The sequence below is a fragment of the Pseudomonas sp. NCIMB 10586 genome, from assembly GCF_023127895.1.
GTDB lineage: Bacteria > Pseudomonadota > Gammaproteobacteria > Pseudomonadales > Pseudomonadaceae > Aquipseudomonas > Aquipseudomonas synxantha_A.
This window is the reverse complement of record NZ_SPKQ01000018.1, coordinates 495,773-512,177: the sequence shown is the minus strand read 5'-3', so window position 1 is coordinate 512,177 and position 16,405 is coordinate 495,773. Positions and strand designations below refer to the sequence as shown.

Sequence of the window (16,405 nt, the reverse complement as noted above, 5' to 3'; positions counted from 1 at the left end):
AATGCTCGGACAAGCGTCAGTGTTCTAGCTTGCGCGCGAGCCCGTGCAGCAAGGGGAACAGCATGGCCCATAACAACGCCAGACCGGTCAGAGTGGCTGCCGTGCCGTAGCCAAAACCCACACCGGCCAATTGGCTGCCGGCGTAATAAGACAAAGGCCCACCCACTGCGCCCAACAGGCCGGCCAGCCACCAGGGCCGTGCACTCCAGGCCAGGCAATGGCGCAGGGTCGTGGCCAGCAGCGCCCACAGTACGATCAACCAGAATGGAATCAACGGCCCAGGCTCGCTGAAGTGGAAAACGCCCAGGGTGCGCAACAGCGTGTCCAGCAGTGTGCCCGCCAGTGTCACGTTGAGCACGAGCATGCCGTCATCCGCCGGCGAACTTATCCACAGCAGATGCACGCCCAGTGCCGCCAAACCCACCAGCAGCCATGGGCTGTCGCCGCCGAGTACGCAGGCAAACCAGCCGCATTGGAACAGCGCGGCATTGGCCAGGGTTTTAAGCACTGAAGCGCCCAAGCAATGGCGGGTTGATCGCCGCGGGTTTGGCCAGCAGCAGTTGTGCGGTACCAATGGTGCGTTCCATAAACCCGCCTTCGCAATAGCACAGGTAGAACTCCCACAAACGCAGGAAATATTCGTCGTAGCCCAATTCCATGAGACGGCCATGGGCGCGGCGGAAGTTTTCATGCCACAGGCGCAGGGTACGGGCGTAGTGCAGGCCGAAGTCCTCCATGTGCAGCAGGTTCATGTCGGTGTCGCGGCTGACGATGTGCAGCATGTTCTGTACACAGGGCAGGGCGCCACCGGGGAAAATGTAGCGCTGGATGAAGTCGACGCTGCGCTTGGCCTGCTCAAAGCGCTGTTCGCGAATGGTGATGGCTTGCAGCAGCATCAGGCCGTTGGGCTTGAGCAAGTGCGCACATTGTTTGAAATAGGTCGGCAGGAACCGATGGCCCACCGCTTCGATCATCTCGATCGACACCAGCTTGTCATACTCGCCGGTGAGGTCGCGGTAATCGCTGAGCAGCAAGGTCACTTGATCTTGCAGGCCCTGCGTCTGGATGCGTTTTTCGGTGTAGGCGAATTGCTCCTTGGACAGGGTCGTGGTGGTGACCTTGCAGCCGTAATGCTGCGCCGCATACAACGCCATGCTGCCCCAGCCGGTGCCGATTTCCAGCAGATGGTCGCTGGGCTTGAGCGCCAGTTTCTGGCAGATGCGCTCCAGCTTGTTCAGTTGCGCTTGTTCCAGGCTGTCATCGGGTGTCAAAAACTGCCCCGCCGAGTACATCATGGTCGGGTCGAGAAACTCTTCGAACAGGTCGTTGCCCAGGTCGTAATGGGCGGCGATGTTTTTCTGCGAGCCCTTGCGTGTGTTGCGGTTGAGCCAGTGCAGGCCTTGGGTGAACGGGCGGGCCATGCGTGCCAGGCCACCTTCCATGGCGTCGAGCACTTCCAGGTTGCTGACCATCACCCGGACCACGGCGGTGAGGTCGGGACTGGTCCAGTAACCATGGATAAACGCCTCGCCGGCGCCGATCGAACCATTGGCGGCCACCAGGCCCCATACCGCCGAGTCGAGAATCTGAATTTCGCCTAACAGGTGCGCTTCCCGCGCGCCGAACACTTGTCGCTCGCCGTCTTCGATCACCACCAACTGGCCGTGACGCAGTTGGCTGAGCTGGCGCAGCACCGCCTTGCGCAACAGCGCAGCGGTCATGCCATTGACGTTCAGGCGGTTAGCCTTGACCGATAAACTAGGGTGTTTCATGGCGGCGATCCTTGGTGTACCCGACTGCGGTGCGAGAGGCGCCATCGGCGGCCCGGTGGGAAAAAATCGGTGTGCGCTTGAGCAGCAGGCGCAAGGCTTGCCAGTAGATTGCCAGGCAGGTCTTGGCGGTCATCCAGGGGAAACGCCACAAATATTGATGCAGGCTTGCGCGGCTGAGTGAGTGTTTTTCCAGGCTCAAGGTGGCGTCGAAAACCTTTTGCGTGCCCTGCCAGTCGGCCATGTGCACGCCGAGCCGGGCAGATGGAGGGCTGAAACTCATGCGATATTCCAGGTCGCGCGGTAAGAAGGGCGACACATGGAACCCCTTGGCCACGGCGAAGTGCTGATGCTCATCGGCGTCGAGGGGCTGGGCCGGCAGCACGTAGTGATAGCGCTCGCGCCATGGCGTGTTGGTCACTTCACACAGAATCGCGGCCAACTGCCCGTCGGCCTCGAAGCAGTAGAAGAAACTCACCGGGTTAAACGCCAGGCCCCAACTGCGGGCCTGGGTCAGCAGGCAGATAGCGCCCTGGGGTGTTCGCCCCAGAGCTTTGCCGACTTCGTGGCGCACGGCATCGCTCAAACTCATGCCGTGGCGCGTGAGTTCACGCAGGTAATCCTGCTGGCGAAAGCCGAAAGGCGCCAGGCGACCAGTGCCGGCCAGGGGTGAAAGCCCGAGTACTGCATCCTGTTCGCTGAGGTCCAGATACAGCAGGCCGATGCGGTAGCGAAAAGCGTGGGCCCTGGGCGTAAACCGGCGATGGGCGATCCAGCCGCTATACAGGGCGCTGTTCACAGGCTTTCCCCGAACGCCTGGGCCACGCGCAGGGCACTGACCACGCCGTCTTCGTGGAAGCCGTTGGCCCAGTACGCGCCGCAGTAGAAGGTGTTGCGGGTGCCGTGCAATTCTTCCCAGCGTGCTTGAGCGGCCACGGCGGCCAGGCTGTACTGCGGATGGGCGTAGGTGTAGCGCGCGAGGATCTTCAACGGGTTGATCACTTGCGTCTGGTTGAGGCTGACACAAAACGTGGTGTCGCTGTCGATGCCCTGCAGGATGTTCATGTCGTAGGTGACGGCGGCCTGATTCTGCGAGTGGCCGGTCAGCCGGTAATTCCAACTGGCCCAGGCCAGCTCGCGGTCAGGCAGCAAGCGCGTGTCGGTGTGCAGCACTACGTCGTTGTCGGCGTAGCGCAGGGCGCCGAGGATCTCTTGTTCGGCCTGGCTCGGGTCATCAAGCAATGCCAGGGCCTGATCACTGTGGCAGGCCAATACCACCCGGTCGAAGGTTTCGCTGCCGTACGGGCTGTGGATAACCACTCCATCGTCGGTGCGTTGCACTTTATGCACAGGGCAACCGAGGCGCACACGCTCGCGAAAACTGCGGGTCAGCGGTTCGATGTAGCTGCTTGAACCGCCTTCGATCACGCACCATTGCGGCCGGTTGTTGACCGACAACAAGCCGTGGTTCTTGAAGAAGCGCACGAAGAATTGCAGTGGGAAACCGAGCATGTCCGAAAGGGACATTGACCATATCGCAGCCCCCATTGGCACGATGTAGTGGCGGATAAACCTTTGGCCGTAACCGCCGGCTGCGAGGTAGTCACCGAGGGTCATCTCGGCACTGATACGCTGCTCTTGCAGGTCCAAAGGCGCTTGGCGGTTGAAGCGCAGGATATCGCGCAACATGCCCCAGAACCCGGGCGACAGAATATTGCGGCGTTGGGCAAACAAGCTGTTGAGGTTGTTGCCGTTGTACTCGAACCCGCTGCTTTGGTCACACACCGAAAAGCTCATTTCGGTGGGTTTGAACGTCACGCCGATCTGGCCCAGCAACTGGATGAAGTTGGGGTAGGTCCAGTCGTTGAACACAATAAAGCCGGTGTCCACGGCATAGCGTTCGCCCTCTACGGTAACGTGGACTGTGTGCGTGTGCCCGCCGATGCGGTCGCCCGCTTCGAACACCGTGATGTCGTGGCGGCGGCTGAGCAGGTAGGCGCTGGTCAGCCCGGCGATACCGCTGCCGACAATGGCGATCTTCACGGAATGTCCTTTTTCGGTGGCGGGCTGCGCAACATGCGCTTGCCGATGATCAATTGCGCGCGGTTAGGCAACTTCGACAGCGGCCACAGGGTGGCAATGAACATGGCCGGGAAGGCAATTTCCAGCGGGCGTTTCTCCAGTTTCGCAAAGATGTGCCGCGCCGCCTTGTCGGCGGACCAGCTCAGGGGCATCGGGAAGTCATTGCGTTCGGTCAGCGGTGTGTCAACAAAGCCTGGGCTGATCACGGTGACGTCGATGTTTTCCGGTGACAGGCTGATGCGCAGGGACTCGAACAGGTAACGCAGGCCGGCCTTGGATGCGCCATAGGCTTCGGCGCGTGGCATCGGCAGGTAAGTCACGGCGCTGGCCACGCCCACCAGGTGCGGGGTACGCCCGGCGCGCAACAGCGGCAGCGCGGCCTCGATGCAATAACTGCTGGCCAACAGATTGGTACGCACCACATGTTCGATGATCGAAGCGTCAAATTGCCGGGCGTCGACATATTCACAGGTGCCGGCATTGAGGATCACCGTGTCCAACTCACCCCAGACCTGGGCGATGTGTTCACCGATCTCGCGCACGGTCTGGCTGTTGGTCAGGTCGCCGGCCACCACCAGCACTTGCCCCGGATAACGATGGGCGAGTGCTTCCAGCGGGCCTTTGGTGCGGGAACTGAGGGCCACATGGGCGCCACTGTTGAGCAGTTCTACGGCCAATGCGGCGCCGATGCCACTGCTGGCGCCGGTCAGCCAATAACGGCGGGGCGATGCAAGGCTCATCCCATTCTCCTTTTCAGCCAACTGATGACGCGGCCGAGAATCGGCACATGTTCATAAAGCAGTGCGCCCGCATCGAAGTAATCGCGATGCCGGTAGACCTTGTCGCGCCACATCAAGTGGGAACAGCCCTCTACCCGGATCATCTTGCCTGCGGCCAGGCGCGGATGACGAAAACTCATGATCCAGCGCAGGTAGCCTTCGCCTTCGGCCGTCTGGTCGATACCCTGAAACTCGAAATCCAGTTGGCTGACGTTGCTGTATAGCTGAGCGAAATAACGCTGCAGTTCGGGCAGCCCATGGACTTCATGCAGCGGGTCGGCAAATACAATGTCATCACTGTACAAACTGCCAAGCAGGTGCAGGTTGTGCTTGTCCAGCGTAGTGAAGGCTTCGGCGAAGCGGCGCAGGAAGTCACTCATGATCGGCCATCTCCTGACGTGAAGGCAGGCGGCGAAAGGCAGCCAATGCGCGTTCCCGAGAGGCTTTGAGGTCGACGATGGCGCAGGGGTAATCCGCCACGCCAAACAAACCGCCAGCCGCTGCCGGGTGATGCACTTCTTTTTTATTCAGCGTGGCCAGTTCCGGCAGCCAGCGCTTGATGAAAATGCCGTCGCCGTCGAATTTCTCCGATTGGCTCAACGGGCTGAAAATCCGGAAGTACGGTGCCGAGTCGGTACCGGTCGATGAGCTCCACTGCCAACCGCCATTATTGGCCGCCAGGTCACCGTCGATCAGGTGGCGCATAAAAAAGCGCTCGCCTTCGCGCCAGTCGATCAGCAGGTTCTTGGTCAGGAACATCGCCACCACCATGCGCAGGCGGTTGTGCATCCAGCCGGTCTCCAGCAATTGGCGCATGGCCGCGTCGATGATCGGCAAACCCGTGCGCGCCTGTTGCCAGGCCGTGAGGTCTTCGGGGGCATTGCGCCAGGCCAGCGCTTCGGTTTCCGGGCGAAAGGCGCGGTGGCGGGACACCCGTGGGTAGCCGACCAGAATGTGTTTATAGAACTCGCGCCATAGCAGCTCGTTGATCCAGGTGATGGCGCCGATGTCGCCGCTCTCGAACTCGCCCTGATTGGTTTGCAGCGCAGCGTGCAAGCACTGGCGCGGCGAAACCACACCGGCGGCGAGGTAGGCCGAAAGCTGGCTGGTACCGGGTTTGGCTGGGAAGTCGCGCTCGTCCTTGTAATAGCTGATCTGCTCGTCGGTGAAGGCGTCGAGGCGGCGGCGCGCCTCGTCTTCACCGGCTGGCCACAGGGCGCGCAAGGTTTCGCTGGGCGACTCGAAACCGTCGACCGTGGTCGGCACCGGATCGCTTTTCACGTCGAGCCTGGCCTGAGCTTTCGGCGTTGCCACCTGGCGCGGCAGGGCGCTGTGCAGGCGGTTGTAGCAAACCTTGCGAAACTGGCTGAACACTTGGAAATAGGTGCCGGTCTTGGTCAGTACGCTACCGGGTTGGAAAAACAGTTGGTCCAGGTAGCTGTGAAACGCGATTCCCTGCGTTTGCAGCGTCTCTGCCACGCCAGCATCACGCTGGCTCTCGTGGATGCCGTATTCCTCGTTGACGTGCACAGACTCCACCGACAGTTCCCGGCACAGTTCGCTCAGTGCAGCGGGCGCCTGGTCCCAGGTCGCGGCGTAGCGGATCAATAAAGGGATGTTCAGTTCGCCCAGCGCCTGGCTCAAGTGCTGCAGGTTGCGCAGCCAGAAATCGATTTTGCACGGCGCGTCATCGTGGGCCAGCCACTGCTGGGGAGTGATCAGGTAAATGGCCGCGACGGGGCCACGCTGGCACGCAGCAGCAAGGGCCGTGTTGTCGTGCAGGCGCAAGTCGGTGCGCAGCCAGATCAGATGCATTTAGACGATTCCACGCTGGATCAATAATTGGTGGGCCGACAACGGGTCTTGCGCCATGAACAACTCAGGGATGTCGCGGGTGAGTACGGACAACTCGGCGTTGTGAATGCGCACCGTCGGGCCGGCAATCACTATTGGGCAACTGACGTCGCCCAATAGTTTTGTCAGTGTCGACAAATGGAGGGTCTTGCTCGAATACAACAGCACGGCGCGTGGTTGCAGGTGTTCCACCGCCAGGGCCAGTTCGCCGGCAGGCAGCGGCCAATCGAATACTTCCACCGGGCAGTCGGCGCTGCTCGCCAGCCAGGCGCTGAGCCACAGGTGCGGTTCCAGCGGTAAGTCGGAATGGTTGACCAGCAGCAGCGGCGCGCCGTGGAGTTGGCGATTGTTGTGATAAATCCGCGCGCCGAACTTGCTGCGCAGCCACGACAGGAAAAACGCCCGCTCCATCTGCGCGCCGAACTGGCCCTGCCACCGTTGTTCCAGCTCCTTGAGCAGCGGCAGCATCAATTGCTCGCACAAGGTGCGTGGCGGGTAGAGCGCCATGGCCTGGTTGAAGGCGTCATCGACCCGGCGTTCGGCCAGTTCGCTGATGGCATCCACCAAATGCTGGCGCAGGGCGTGCCACTCGTTTTCCATGGGCGCGGGGCTGGCCTGGGCTGAGTCGATCAAGCCTTTGACCTGACTGACCGGCACGCCTCGATTGAGCCAGGTGAGGATGGCGTGGATGCGTTGTACATGTTCGGCACTGAACAGCCGGTGCCCCTTGGGCGTGCGCTGGGGCACGATTAGGCCGTAGCGGCGCTCCCAGGCGCGCAGGGTCACGGCGTTGACGCCGGTCTGGCGCGCCACTTCGCGGATTGGCAACCAGCCGTTTTCAATGGCCAGGGCAATGTCTTCGCCGGGTTCGTCAAGCAGGGCAGCTTTCATGGGTTATATCGCATTACGCAGGCTGAGGTTTTCCGGGTGCGGTTGCAGGTAGGCCTGCTGCGCGATGTAACGGTCCGGATGTTGGCGAAAGTGATGCTTGAGCAGGGTGAGTGGCACTACCAGCGGCACGATGCCTTGACGGTACTGGCCGATCACGGTTTGCATTTCCTGTTTGTCATCGGCGCTGATGACTTGCTTGAGGTAGCCGCTGATGTGTTGCAGCACATTGCTGTGTGTGCCGCGGGTGGCGCACTTCTTCAGGCCCGTCATCAGCTCGCCGAAGTAGCCGTGGGCCAGAGCCTGGAGATCGACGTCCTTGCCCATGCTGCCGAGCAAATGGCCCAGGCTTTTGTAATGCGCCGGGCTGTGGGCCATCAGCAGGTACTTGTAGCGCGAGTGAAACGTCAGCAAGCCGTGGCGGGTGAGCCCCTCGGCCAGCAGTTGTTGCCAGCTGGCATACACGAATACGCGGGTCAGGAAGTTTTCCCGCAACACAGGGTCGTTCAGCCGGCCGTCTTCTTCTACCGGCAGGTTAGGGTGGCGCGCACAAAACGCCTGGGCGTAAATGCCGCGGCCGCCACCGTCAACGGGCGTGCCGTTGGCGCGGTACACCTTGACCCGCTCCAGGCCGCACGATGGCGACTTCTGCATGAAGATATAACCGCACAGGTCGGTGTGTGCCTGGGCCATTTGCTGGCCGTAGTCGTGCAGTGGCTGCGTGACGTTGAGTTCACGGTTTACCGTGCCAACGGCTTGCGGCTGCGCAGGGTCGCCTACCAGCCGGATTGGCTCGCGGGGGATGCCCATGCCGATGGCAACTTCCGGGCACAACGGCACGAAGTCGAAGTAGTCGCTGAGTGTCTGGGTGCACAGCAGCGACTGTTTATGCCCACCGTTAAAGCGCACGTTTTCGCCAAGGAGGCAGGCGCTGATGGCGATCTTCGGTTTTGTACTACTCGACATACCCAAAACCTCTGCAATAATCCTGTACAACTTATAAAGTTTGTACAACTACGTCTCATCATAGATTCGATGTTGTACAAGTCAAATAGTTTGTATAGGTTTTTTTGCAGTGTTACTTCCAGCCGATTTTCCAGCACTCGGCGTTTTGCAGGGTCTGCCATGGCAGGCGTTCGGCACGGTGGGTCAGCACCGCTTGCAGCTCGATTTCCAGCACCGTGCCTTCGTCATCACGAAACAACTCGGTGACCAAAAAGTGTTTTTCCTTGTTGCGTGGCTGTGCTGCCGTCCATTTCGACAGCAGCAGCTTGCTGGGGTTGAGGCGGTTCATTGCAGGTGTGCGATCAAGCGTCGTGCCGCTTCCTGGCCACTGAGCCAGGCGCCTTCCACCCGGCCCGAAAGGCACCAGTCGCCGCAGACGAACAGGCCCAGGTCGGCATCGGCCAGTACGCCGAACTCATGGCTGCCCGACGGGCGAGCGTAGAGCCAGCGGTGTGCCAGGCTGAATGACGGCGCGGGCATGGCGCTGTGCAGCAGTTCGGCGAAGGCGCCGTGCAAGTGCTCGATTACCGCTTCCTTGGGCAGGTCCAGGTGCGCCTTGCTCCAGGCGCTGGTGGCGTGCAGCACCCAGGTGTCGAGGGTGGTGTCGCGCCCGGGTTTGCTGCGGTTGCGCGCCAGCCAGTCAAGGGGGCTGTCTTGCACGAAGCAGCCCTCCATCGGTGTATCCAGGGGCTTGTCGAAGGCCAGCGCAATGGCCCAGGTCGGGTCCATTTTCACCCCGGCGGCGGCACTTGCCAGCTTGGGGGCAGCGGCCAGCAGGGCAGTGGCCTGAGGGGCCGGTGTGGCGATGATCACATGGCTGAAGGGGCCGTGACTCTCACCGTCGGCGTCGAGCAGGTTCCAGTGCTGTGTGCCCTGGAACACCTCGGTGATGCGGCAACCGAACTCCACCGGCAGGTCATCGAGCAGTGCGCGGGTGATCGCGCTCATGCGCGGTGTACCGACCCAGCGGATCTGTTCATCGGGGGAAGGCGTCAGTTGGCCGGACTTGAAGTTGTACAGCTGGGGCTTCCACTGTTCGGCCCAGCCATTGCTTTGCCAGCGCTGCACTTCGTTGACGAAGCGCCGGTCGCGGGCGGTGAAGTATTGCGCGCCCATGTCCAGCGCGCCGGCATCGCTGCGCTTGCTGGACATGCGGCCACCGCTGCCGCGGCTTTTATCGAAGAGTTGTACGGTGTGGCCCGCGTCTTTTAACGCTCGGGCGGCGGAGAGACCGGCTATGCCGGTGCCGATGATCGCGATGGGGACAGTCATGGGAGGCCTCGTTTTACCGTTGGGTACAGACTACGCCGACACCAATAGCTGTACAATATTGTTTTTTGGTATAAGTTTTGGCGTGCCTGATTGTGTGGCGTGACCTATGGTTAAGCTCAGGCTTGAACGCGCGTCACGCTCGATTATCAAATTGATCCCTGCTTATAAAATAGACCAGTGAGCGGCGGCGAACGTTACATGAGGAGAGTCCCATGCATATTTTGCTGACCGGCGGTACCGGCCTGATTGGCCGTCAACTTTGCCAACACTGGCTCGCCCAGGGTCATCGCCTGACGGTGTGGAGCCGGCAACCGGAAACGGTCGCCAGGGTCTGCGGCGCACAGGTGCTTGGGGTGGCTCGCCTGCAAGAGGTGATTGGCGCGGTGGACGCGGTGGTCAACCTTGCGGGTACACCCATCGCTGACCGGCCCTGGACCCACAAGCGCAAGGCATTGCTGTGGAGCAGCCGCATCAACCTCACCGAAACCCTGCTGGCCTGGATCGACAGCCTGGAGCAGAAACCGGCGGTACTGATCTCCGGCTCCGCAGTGGGCTGGTATGGCGACGGCGGCGAGCGCGAATTGACCGAAGCCAGCGGGCCGGTGCTGGACGATTTTCCCAGCCAGTTGTGTATTGCCTGGGAAGAAACCGCCCAACGTGCCGAAGCCCTGGGCGTTCGCGTGGTGCTGGTGCGCACCGGCCTGGTGCTGTCGGCGCAGGGCGGCTTTTTGTCGCGCCTGTTGCTGCCCTTCAAACTGGCGCTGGGCGGGCCGATCGGTAACGGTCGGCAGTGGATGCCATGGGTGCATATCAAGGATCAAATCGCCCTGATTGATTTTCTTCTGCACAAGACTGACGCCAGCGGTCCTTATAATGCCTGCGCGCCACACCCGGTGCGTAATCGCGAGTTTGCCAAGACCCTCGGCCAGGTGTTGCACCGCCCGGCGTTCATGCCGATGCCGGCGTTTGCACTGAAGGTTGGCCTGGGCGAATTGTCTGGTTTGTTGCTGGGCGGGCAGAAGGCCTTGCCTGAACGGCTGCTGGCGGCGGGTTTCACTTTCCAGTTCACTGAGTTGCGTGCGGCTCTGGACGACCTGTCCAGCCGCCTCTAAAGATAGGATGTTGCATGACCGATCACGCGTTGTTACTGGTCAACCTGGGTTCGCCAAAGTCCACTTCGGTGGCTGATGTGCGCAGCTACCTCAATCAGTTCCTGATGGACCCTTATGTGATCGACCTGCCATGGCCGGTGCGGCGTTTGCTGGTGTCGCTGATCCTGATCAAGCGCCCTGAGCAGTCTGCCCATGCTTATGCGTCGATCTGGTGGGATGAGGGCTCGCCGTTGGTGGTCTTGAGCCGTCGTCTGCAACAGCAGATGACTGCGCAGTGGACCCAGGGCCCTGTGGAACTGGCAATGCGTTATGGCGAGCCGTCGCTGGAAACCGCCCTGACACGGCTGGCCGCCCAGGGTATCGGCAAGGTGACACTGGCGCCGCTGTATCCGCAATTTGCCGACAGCACCGTGACCACGGTGATAGAAGAAGCCAGGCGCGTGGTGCGCGACAAGAAACTCGCTATCCAGTTTTCGATCCTGCAGCCTTTTTACGACCAGCCCGAGTACCTCGATGCTCTGGTAACCAGCGCACGCACTTACCTGGAGCAGGATTTCGATCACTTGCTGCTCAGTTTCCATGGTCTGCCCGAGCGCCATCTGAAAAAGCTCGACCCTACCGGCGGGCATTGCTTCAAGGATGCCGACTGCTGCAAGAACGCATCGCCAGAGGTGCTCGCCACCTGCTATCGCGCCCAATGCTTCAGCGTCGCCCGGGATTTTGCCGCGCGTGCCGGTTTGCCCGATGGCAAGTGGTCGGTGGCGTTTCAATCGCGCCTTGGCCGGGCCAAGTGGATCGAGCCCTACACCGAGGCCCGCCTGGAGGCGCTGGCCCAGCAGGGCGTGAAGAAGCTGCTCGTGATGTGCCCGGCGTTTGTCGCCGACTGCATCGAGACCCTGGAAGAAATTGGTGATCGCGGGCGGGAGCAGTTCCGCGAGGCGGGGGGCGAGGAGTTGGTGTTGGTGCCGTGCTTGAATGATGACCCGCAATGGGCGGCGGCGCTCAATACCCTGTGCGAACGAGCGCCCGTTGCCTTGTAGTCAAGCCTTGCGGTGACTCAAATGTGGGAGGGGGCTTGCTCCCGATGGCGGTGGATCAGTGACAGATATACTGCCTGATACTCTGCTATCGGGAGCAAGCCCCCTCCCACATTCAGTTCCATGCTCGTCAGAGATTGAGGGTCAGGCTGACGGTGAGGTTGCGCGGTTCACCGGGGTTGGTCCAATAGCGGCTGTAGGAGCGCTCGTAGTACTTCTCATCGAACAGGTTATTCAGGTTCAGCCCCACGGTGACATTCTTCGTGGCCTTGTAGTGGGCCAGTAAATCCACGGTGTGGTAGGCCGGCAGTTCGAAGCCTGTGCCCGCCTCGCCGGAACGGTCACCCACATAAGTAAACGCCGCCCCCAGGTCTGAACCGCGCAACGCCCCATCCTGGAATTCATAAACGCCCAACAGACTGCCGCTGCGCTTGGCGACCCCGAGAATGCGACTGCCCGTGGGGATGGCTTTGTCGCCCTTGGTCACTTCGGCGTCGATATAGGCCAGTGCGCCAATCACGCGTATGGCGTCGGTCACTTGCCCGGTCACCTGCAGGTCAAACCCCTGGCTGCGCGCCTTGCCAATGGCGCGGTCGGTGTTGGTTGCCGGGTCCAGGGTGAGGACGTTTTCCTTTTCGATATGGAAGGCCGCGAGCGTCGCGCTGAGGCGCTCGTCAAACAGCTCGCTCTTGATACCCACCTCATAGCCCACGCCTTCTTCTGGCTTGAAGGATTTGCCGCCGGCATCCAGGCCGCTGTTTGGCCTGAACGAGGTGGATGCGTTGGCAAATACCCCGACTTGTGGTGTGAGCTGATAGAGCAGGCCGGCGCGTTGGGTCAGGGCGTCGTGGGTCTGGCGGCTTTTGGCGTGGTTGCGGGCGAAGTTCTCGGTGCTCTGTTCGAAGTGCTCGAAGCGCGCACCGATCATGCCTCGCAGGCGGTCGGTGAAGATGATCTGGTCTTGCAGGTTCAGCGCGTGGCTTTTGGTCTGTTCGAAGAAGTCGGTGCCGGAGCGTGCGCCATTGGGTTTGGCCTGGCCGTAGACCGGTTTATAGATGTCGATAGGGTAGTCACCGCCAATCGCCGTCACGCGTTCCTTTTTACGGTAATCCTCGTATTCGGTGCCGATCAGCAGTTCATGCTGCCAGCTGCCGATATCGAACAGGCCGCGCAGTTCCAACTGGGTGATGCTGTCATGCCAACCGGTGGAGCGTTCACGGTAGCGACGGCTGAGGGTGTGGCCATCCCCTTTCAATGCACGGCTTTCCGACGCATCGCCCCACAGGCTGCCCTGCTTGTAGTGGCTGGCCAGGCGCAGCTTCCAGGCGTCGTTGAGGTGGTGTTCCAGCGCGGCCTGGATGCGGTTGTTGTGGTTGCGGATATTGCCGTCGTTGGGCTCGCCGAGAAAGGTGGAATGGGACATGCCAGTATCGGCGACGATGCCCCGGTCGAAGGTGGAGCTGTGGCGCACGAATTCGCTTTCGACCAGCAACTGAGTGTCCGGGGTCAACTGCCAACTGAACGACGGCGCGACGAACACTCGTTTAGCGTCCACGTGATCGCGGAAACTGTGCTTGTCTTCAACCGCCAGATTCACCCGTGACAAGACGCGCCCCTCGCTGTCCAGCGGCGTATTCACATCCAGCGCAGTGCGGTAGCGGTCCCAACTACCAGCACTGGTTTGCAAGGTGGTGAACGCTTCGGGCTGGGGTTTCTTGGTGATGATGTTCACCGTGCCGCCAGGATCGCCACGCCCATACAAGCTGGCGGCGGGGCCTTTGAGAACTTCAATACGTTCGATATTTGCCGCGTCCGGCGTACTGGGGTAACCGCGGTTGGCGCTGAAACCGTCCTGGTAGAACTCAGACGTGGTGAAGCCGCGCACGCTGTATTCGTAGAGGGTCAGGCCACCGAAGTTGTTTTGCTTGGATACGCCGCCGGCAAATTCCAGGGCGCGCTCCACGCTGGTACTGCCCAGGTCCTTGAGCACCGTGGCGGGGATCACGCTGATCGATTGCGGTATGTCGCGAAGGGCGGTATCCGTTTTGGTGGCACTGGCAGAGCGGGTGGCGCGATAGCCTTGGACCGGGCCTGTGGCGGACTCATACGCCTCGGAGGTTACGCTGATGGTGTCCAGTTCCAGGGTGTTTTCTTCGGCGTAGGCAGGGTCGAGCAGCAAACCCAAGGCCAGGCCGGCCAAGGGCACAAACTTTCGAGACGGCATGATAGAGCGTTCCAATAGCGATATTGAAACAATATAACATGCCCAATGAGAATGAGTCGCCGCAAAAGTGGCCTTGCATGTGCCCGCGGACGGGCACTTGGGCGTATCGGCTACTGCTCTTCTTTTATCGGTGCGGTCGCCGGTGGCGGACGCAGGCCGATTTCCGCCGAGAGCTTGATCTCCTTGCCGTTACGCATGACCAGGATCGCCACCTTGTCGGTCGGCTTTATCCGCGCCACCTGGTTCATCGACTTGCGGCCATCACCGGCCGGTGCACCGTCGATGCTGAGGATTACATCGCCCAACTCCAGGCCGGCTTTCTGCGCCGGGCCATCGCGGAAGATCCCGGCGACCACGATGCCTGGGCGTCCGGTCAGGCCAAACGACTCGGCCAGTTCCTTGGTCAAGGGTTGCACTTCAATGCCCAGCCAGCCGCGAATGACCTGGCCGTGTTCGATGATCGACTTCATCACTTCCATCGCCAGCTTCACCGGGATCGCAAAACCGATGCCTTGGGAGCCGCCGGACTTGGAGAAAATCGCCGTGTTGATGCCGGTCAGGTTGCCATTGGCATCCACCAGCGCACCGCCGGAATTGCCCGGGTTGATGGCTGCGTCGGTCTGGATGAAATCTTCGTAGCTATTAAGGCCCAACTGGTTGCGCCCGGTGGCGCTGATGATGCCCATGGTGACCGTCTGGCCCACGCCGAACGGGTTGCCGATCGCCAGTGCTACATCACCCACGCGCAACCCGTCGGAGCGACCGAGGGTGATCGATGGCAGGTTCTTCAAATCGATTTTCAGTACTGCGAGGTCGGTTTCCGGGTCGCTGCCCACCACACGGGCCAGGGTTTCGCGGCCATCACGCAGGGCGACCACGATCTGGTCGGCGCCGGTAGTCACGTGATTATTGGTGAGGATGTAGCCTTCGGGGCTCATGATTACCCCGGAACCCAGGCTCGACTCCATGCGGCGCTGCTTGGGGCCGTTGTCACCGAAATAGCGGCGAAACTGCGGGTCCTCGAACAGCGGGTGCGCCGGTTTGTTGATGACCTTGGTGGTGTACAGGTTGACCACCGCAGGGGCCGCAATGGTGACCGCGTCGGCATAGGTGACCGGGCCCTGCACCACCGTGTTGGTTTGCGGTGCTTGTTGCAGGTTCACATCCAGGGTAGGCAGGCCCACCCATTGGGGATAACGCTGAATAATCAGCATCGCGATCAGCACGCCAGCCAACAATGGCCATCCAAAAAAACGCAGTGCCTTGAGCATCAAGTAAGTCCTGACAGGTTGCAGGGGGCGGGCGAGCGCCCATAATGTCGCGCATTATACGAGGCTGCGATGCCTGCGAACCGGATATTTAGGAGTCTTTTATGGCCGTCCCTCTTACCACCCTCGTTGAGGAAGCCGACCGCTACCTTGGCAGTGCCAAAATTGCCGATTATTGCCCCAATGGCTTGCAGGTCGAGGGCCGCCCGCAGGTGATGCGCATCGTCAGCGGTGTGACCGCAAGCCAGGCGCTGCTGGACGCCGCCGTCGAAGCCGGGGCCGATCTGGTGCTGGTGCATCATGGTTATTTCTGGAAGGGCGAGAGCCCATGTATCACCGGCATGAAGCAGCGCCGCCTGAAAACCCTGCTCAAGCACGACATCAGCCTGTTGGCCTATCACCTGCCATTGGACCTGCACCCTGAGGTGGGCAATAACGCGCAGCTGGCCAAACAACTGGACATCACGGTTGAAGGCCCGTTGGACCCGAGCAACCCCAAGGTGGTCGGCTTGGTGGGGTCGCTGGCCGAACCTTTGTCACCGCGTGATTTCGCCCGCCGTGTGCAGGATGCAATGGGGCGCGAACCGCTGTTGGTCGAAGGCAGCCAGATGATCCGCCGCGTCGGCTGGTGCACCGGAGGTGGCCAGGGCTATATCGACCAGGCGATTGCCGCCGGGGTCGACCTGTACCTGAGCGGCGAGGCATCCGAGCAGACCTTCCACAGCGCCCGTGAAAACGACGTCAGCTTCATTGCTGCCGGTCATCACGCCACCGAGCGCTATGGGGTGCAGGCGTTGGGCGATTACCTGGCGCGACGCTTTGCCCTGGAGCATTTATTTATCGACTGCCCGAACCCGATCTGAGCCTTAGAGCGCGACTGAATGTGGGAGGGGGCTTGCTCCCGATGGCGATGGATCATTGAAATATGTACTAACTGACACACTGCTATCGGGAGCAAGCCCCCTCCCACACTTGAGTCTATTTGCGGCCAAACTGGTCGGTATATTCATATACCGTTTCGATCTAGATGGCGCCCTGAATAGAAGAAGGTGCTGTGCTAGCATGCCCCGCTCGAACACGGCCCGCCTGGCCGTCCATAAGATCGTTTTTCCGTG

The 16,405-nt window shown here is 61.1% G+C and carries 16 protein-coding genes; 3 read left to right on the top strand and 13 right to left on the bottom strand.

Features of this window, described 5'->3' with window-relative positions; all coding sequences use genetic code 11:
- Positions 1-16: 16 nt before the first annotated feature.
- From E4P01_RS10300 to E4P01_RS10250, 11 genes are all read right to left on the bottom strand, one after another.
- The gene (locus E4P01_RS10300) at positions 17-508 is read right to left on the bottom strand and encodes a DUF2878 domain-containing protein (protein ID WP_078820240.1); all 492 of its coding nucleotides are present in this window, start codon (positions 506-508) and stop codon (positions 17-19) included.
- Entirely contained in the window at positions 501-1,772 is a 1,272-nt protein-coding gene (locus E4P01_RS10295) for a cyclopropane-fatty-acyl-phospholipid synthase family protein (RefSeq protein WP_078820241.1), read from the bottom strand. The genes E4P01_RS10300 and E4P01_RS10295 overlap by 8 nt, the downstream gene beginning before the upstream one ends.
- A complete protein-coding gene (locus E4P01_RS10290) occupies positions 1,759-2,568 on the bottom strand; it encodes a DUF1365 domain-containing protein (RefSeq protein WP_032877996.1) in 810 nt (269 codons plus the stop codon). The genes E4P01_RS10295 and E4P01_RS10290 overlap by 14 nt, the downstream gene beginning before the upstream one ends.
- Entirely contained in the window at positions 2,565-3,812 is a 1,248-nt protein-coding gene (locus tag E4P01_RS10285) for an FAD-dependent oxidoreductase (RefSeq protein WP_216090718.1), read from the bottom strand. The genes E4P01_RS10290 and E4P01_RS10285 overlap by 4 nt, the downstream gene beginning before the upstream one ends.
- Positions 3,809-4,591, bottom strand: coding sequence for an SDR family NAD(P)-dependent oxidoreductase (locus tag E4P01_RS10280; protein WP_216090719.1), 783 nt, complete (start codon positions 4,589-4,591; stop codon positions 3,809-3,811). Before E4P01_RS10280 ends, E4P01_RS10285 begins: the two co-directional genes overlap by 4 nt.
- A complete protein-coding gene (locus E4P01_RS10275) occupies positions 4,588-5,010 on the bottom strand; it encodes a nuclear transport factor 2 family protein (RefSeq protein WP_032877993.1) in 423 nt (140 codons plus the stop codon). The genes E4P01_RS10280 and E4P01_RS10275 overlap by 4 nt, the downstream gene beginning before the upstream one ends.
- Positions 5,003-6,445: a deoxyribodipyrimidine photo-lyase gene (gene phrB / locus E4P01_RS10270; RefSeq protein ID WP_216090720.1), complete on the bottom strand. Its 1,443-nt coding sequence runs from the start codon at positions 6,443-6,445 to the stop codon at positions 5,003-5,005. Before phrB ends, E4P01_RS10275 begins: the two co-directional genes overlap by 8 nt.
- Entirely contained in the window at positions 6,446-7,375 is a 930-nt protein-coding gene (locus E4P01_RS10265; RefSeq protein ID WP_032877991.1) for a MerR family transcriptional regulator, read from the bottom strand.
- 3 nt (positions 7,376-7,378) lie between these two features.
- Positions 7,379-8,338, bottom strand: coding sequence for a DUF523 and DUF1722 domain-containing protein (locus E4P01_RS10260; RefSeq protein ID WP_005784633.1), 960 nt, complete (start codon positions 8,336-8,338; stop codon positions 7,379-7,381).
- Between the two features lie 112 nt (positions 8,339-8,450).
- Complete coding sequence (locus E4P01_RS10255) at positions 8,451-8,666, bottom strand: TIGR02450 family Trp-rich protein (RefSeq protein ID WP_005784634.1); 216 nt, start codon at positions 8,664-8,666, stop codon at positions 8,451-8,453.
- Positions 8,663-9,649 carry an FAD-dependent oxidoreductase gene (locus tag E4P01_RS10250; protein WP_032877989.1) on the bottom strand — a complete coding sequence of 329 codons (987 nt, stop codon included), beginning with the start codon at positions 9,647-9,649 and terminating at the stop codon, positions 8,663-8,665. Before E4P01_RS10250 ends, E4P01_RS10255 begins: the two co-directional genes overlap by 4 nt.
- Before the next feature lie 212 nt (positions 9,650-9,861).
- Between E4P01_RS10250 and E4P01_RS10245 the strand changes: the two genes are divergently transcribed.
- Positions 9,862-10,761, top strand: a complete 900-nt coding sequence (locus E4P01_RS10245; protein ID WP_216090721.1) for a TIGR01777 family oxidoreductase — start codon at positions 9,862-9,864, stop codon at positions 10,759-10,761.
- 14 nt (positions 10,762-10,775) lie between these two features.
- Positions 10,776-11,801 (top strand): ferrochelatase, encoded by a 1,026-nt coding sequence (gene hemH / locus E4P01_RS10240; RefSeq protein ID WP_005784637.1) that lies wholly within the window; start codon positions 10,776-10,778, stop codon positions 11,799-11,801.
- Between the two features lie 127 nt (positions 11,802-11,928).
- Here hemH and E4P01_RS10235 read toward each other — a convergent pair whose 3' ends face one another.
- Together E4P01_RS10235 and algW are read right to left on the bottom strand one after the other, a co-directional pair.
- Positions 11,929-14,022 carry a TonB-dependent siderophore receptor gene (locus tag E4P01_RS10235; RefSeq protein WP_216090722.1) on the bottom strand — a complete coding sequence of 698 codons (2,094 nt, stop codon included), beginning with the start codon at positions 14,020-14,022 and terminating at the stop codon, positions 11,929-11,931.
- 110 nt (positions 14,023-14,132) lie between these two features.
- Entirely contained in the window at positions 14,133-15,293 is a 1,161-nt protein-coding gene (algW, locus tag E4P01_RS10230; RefSeq protein WP_005784639.1) for a Do family serine endopeptidase AlgW, read from the bottom strand.
- Between the two features lie 101 nt (positions 15,294-15,394).
- Here algW and E4P01_RS10225 point away from each other — a divergent pair, with 101 nt between their 5' ends.
- Positions 15,395-16,153, top strand: coding sequence for a Nif3-like dinuclear metal center hexameric protein (locus tag E4P01_RS10225; RefSeq protein ID WP_078820249.1), 759 nt, complete (start codon positions 15,395-15,397; stop codon positions 16,151-16,153).
- The last annotated feature ends 252 nt before the right edge of the window (positions 16,154-16,405 follow it).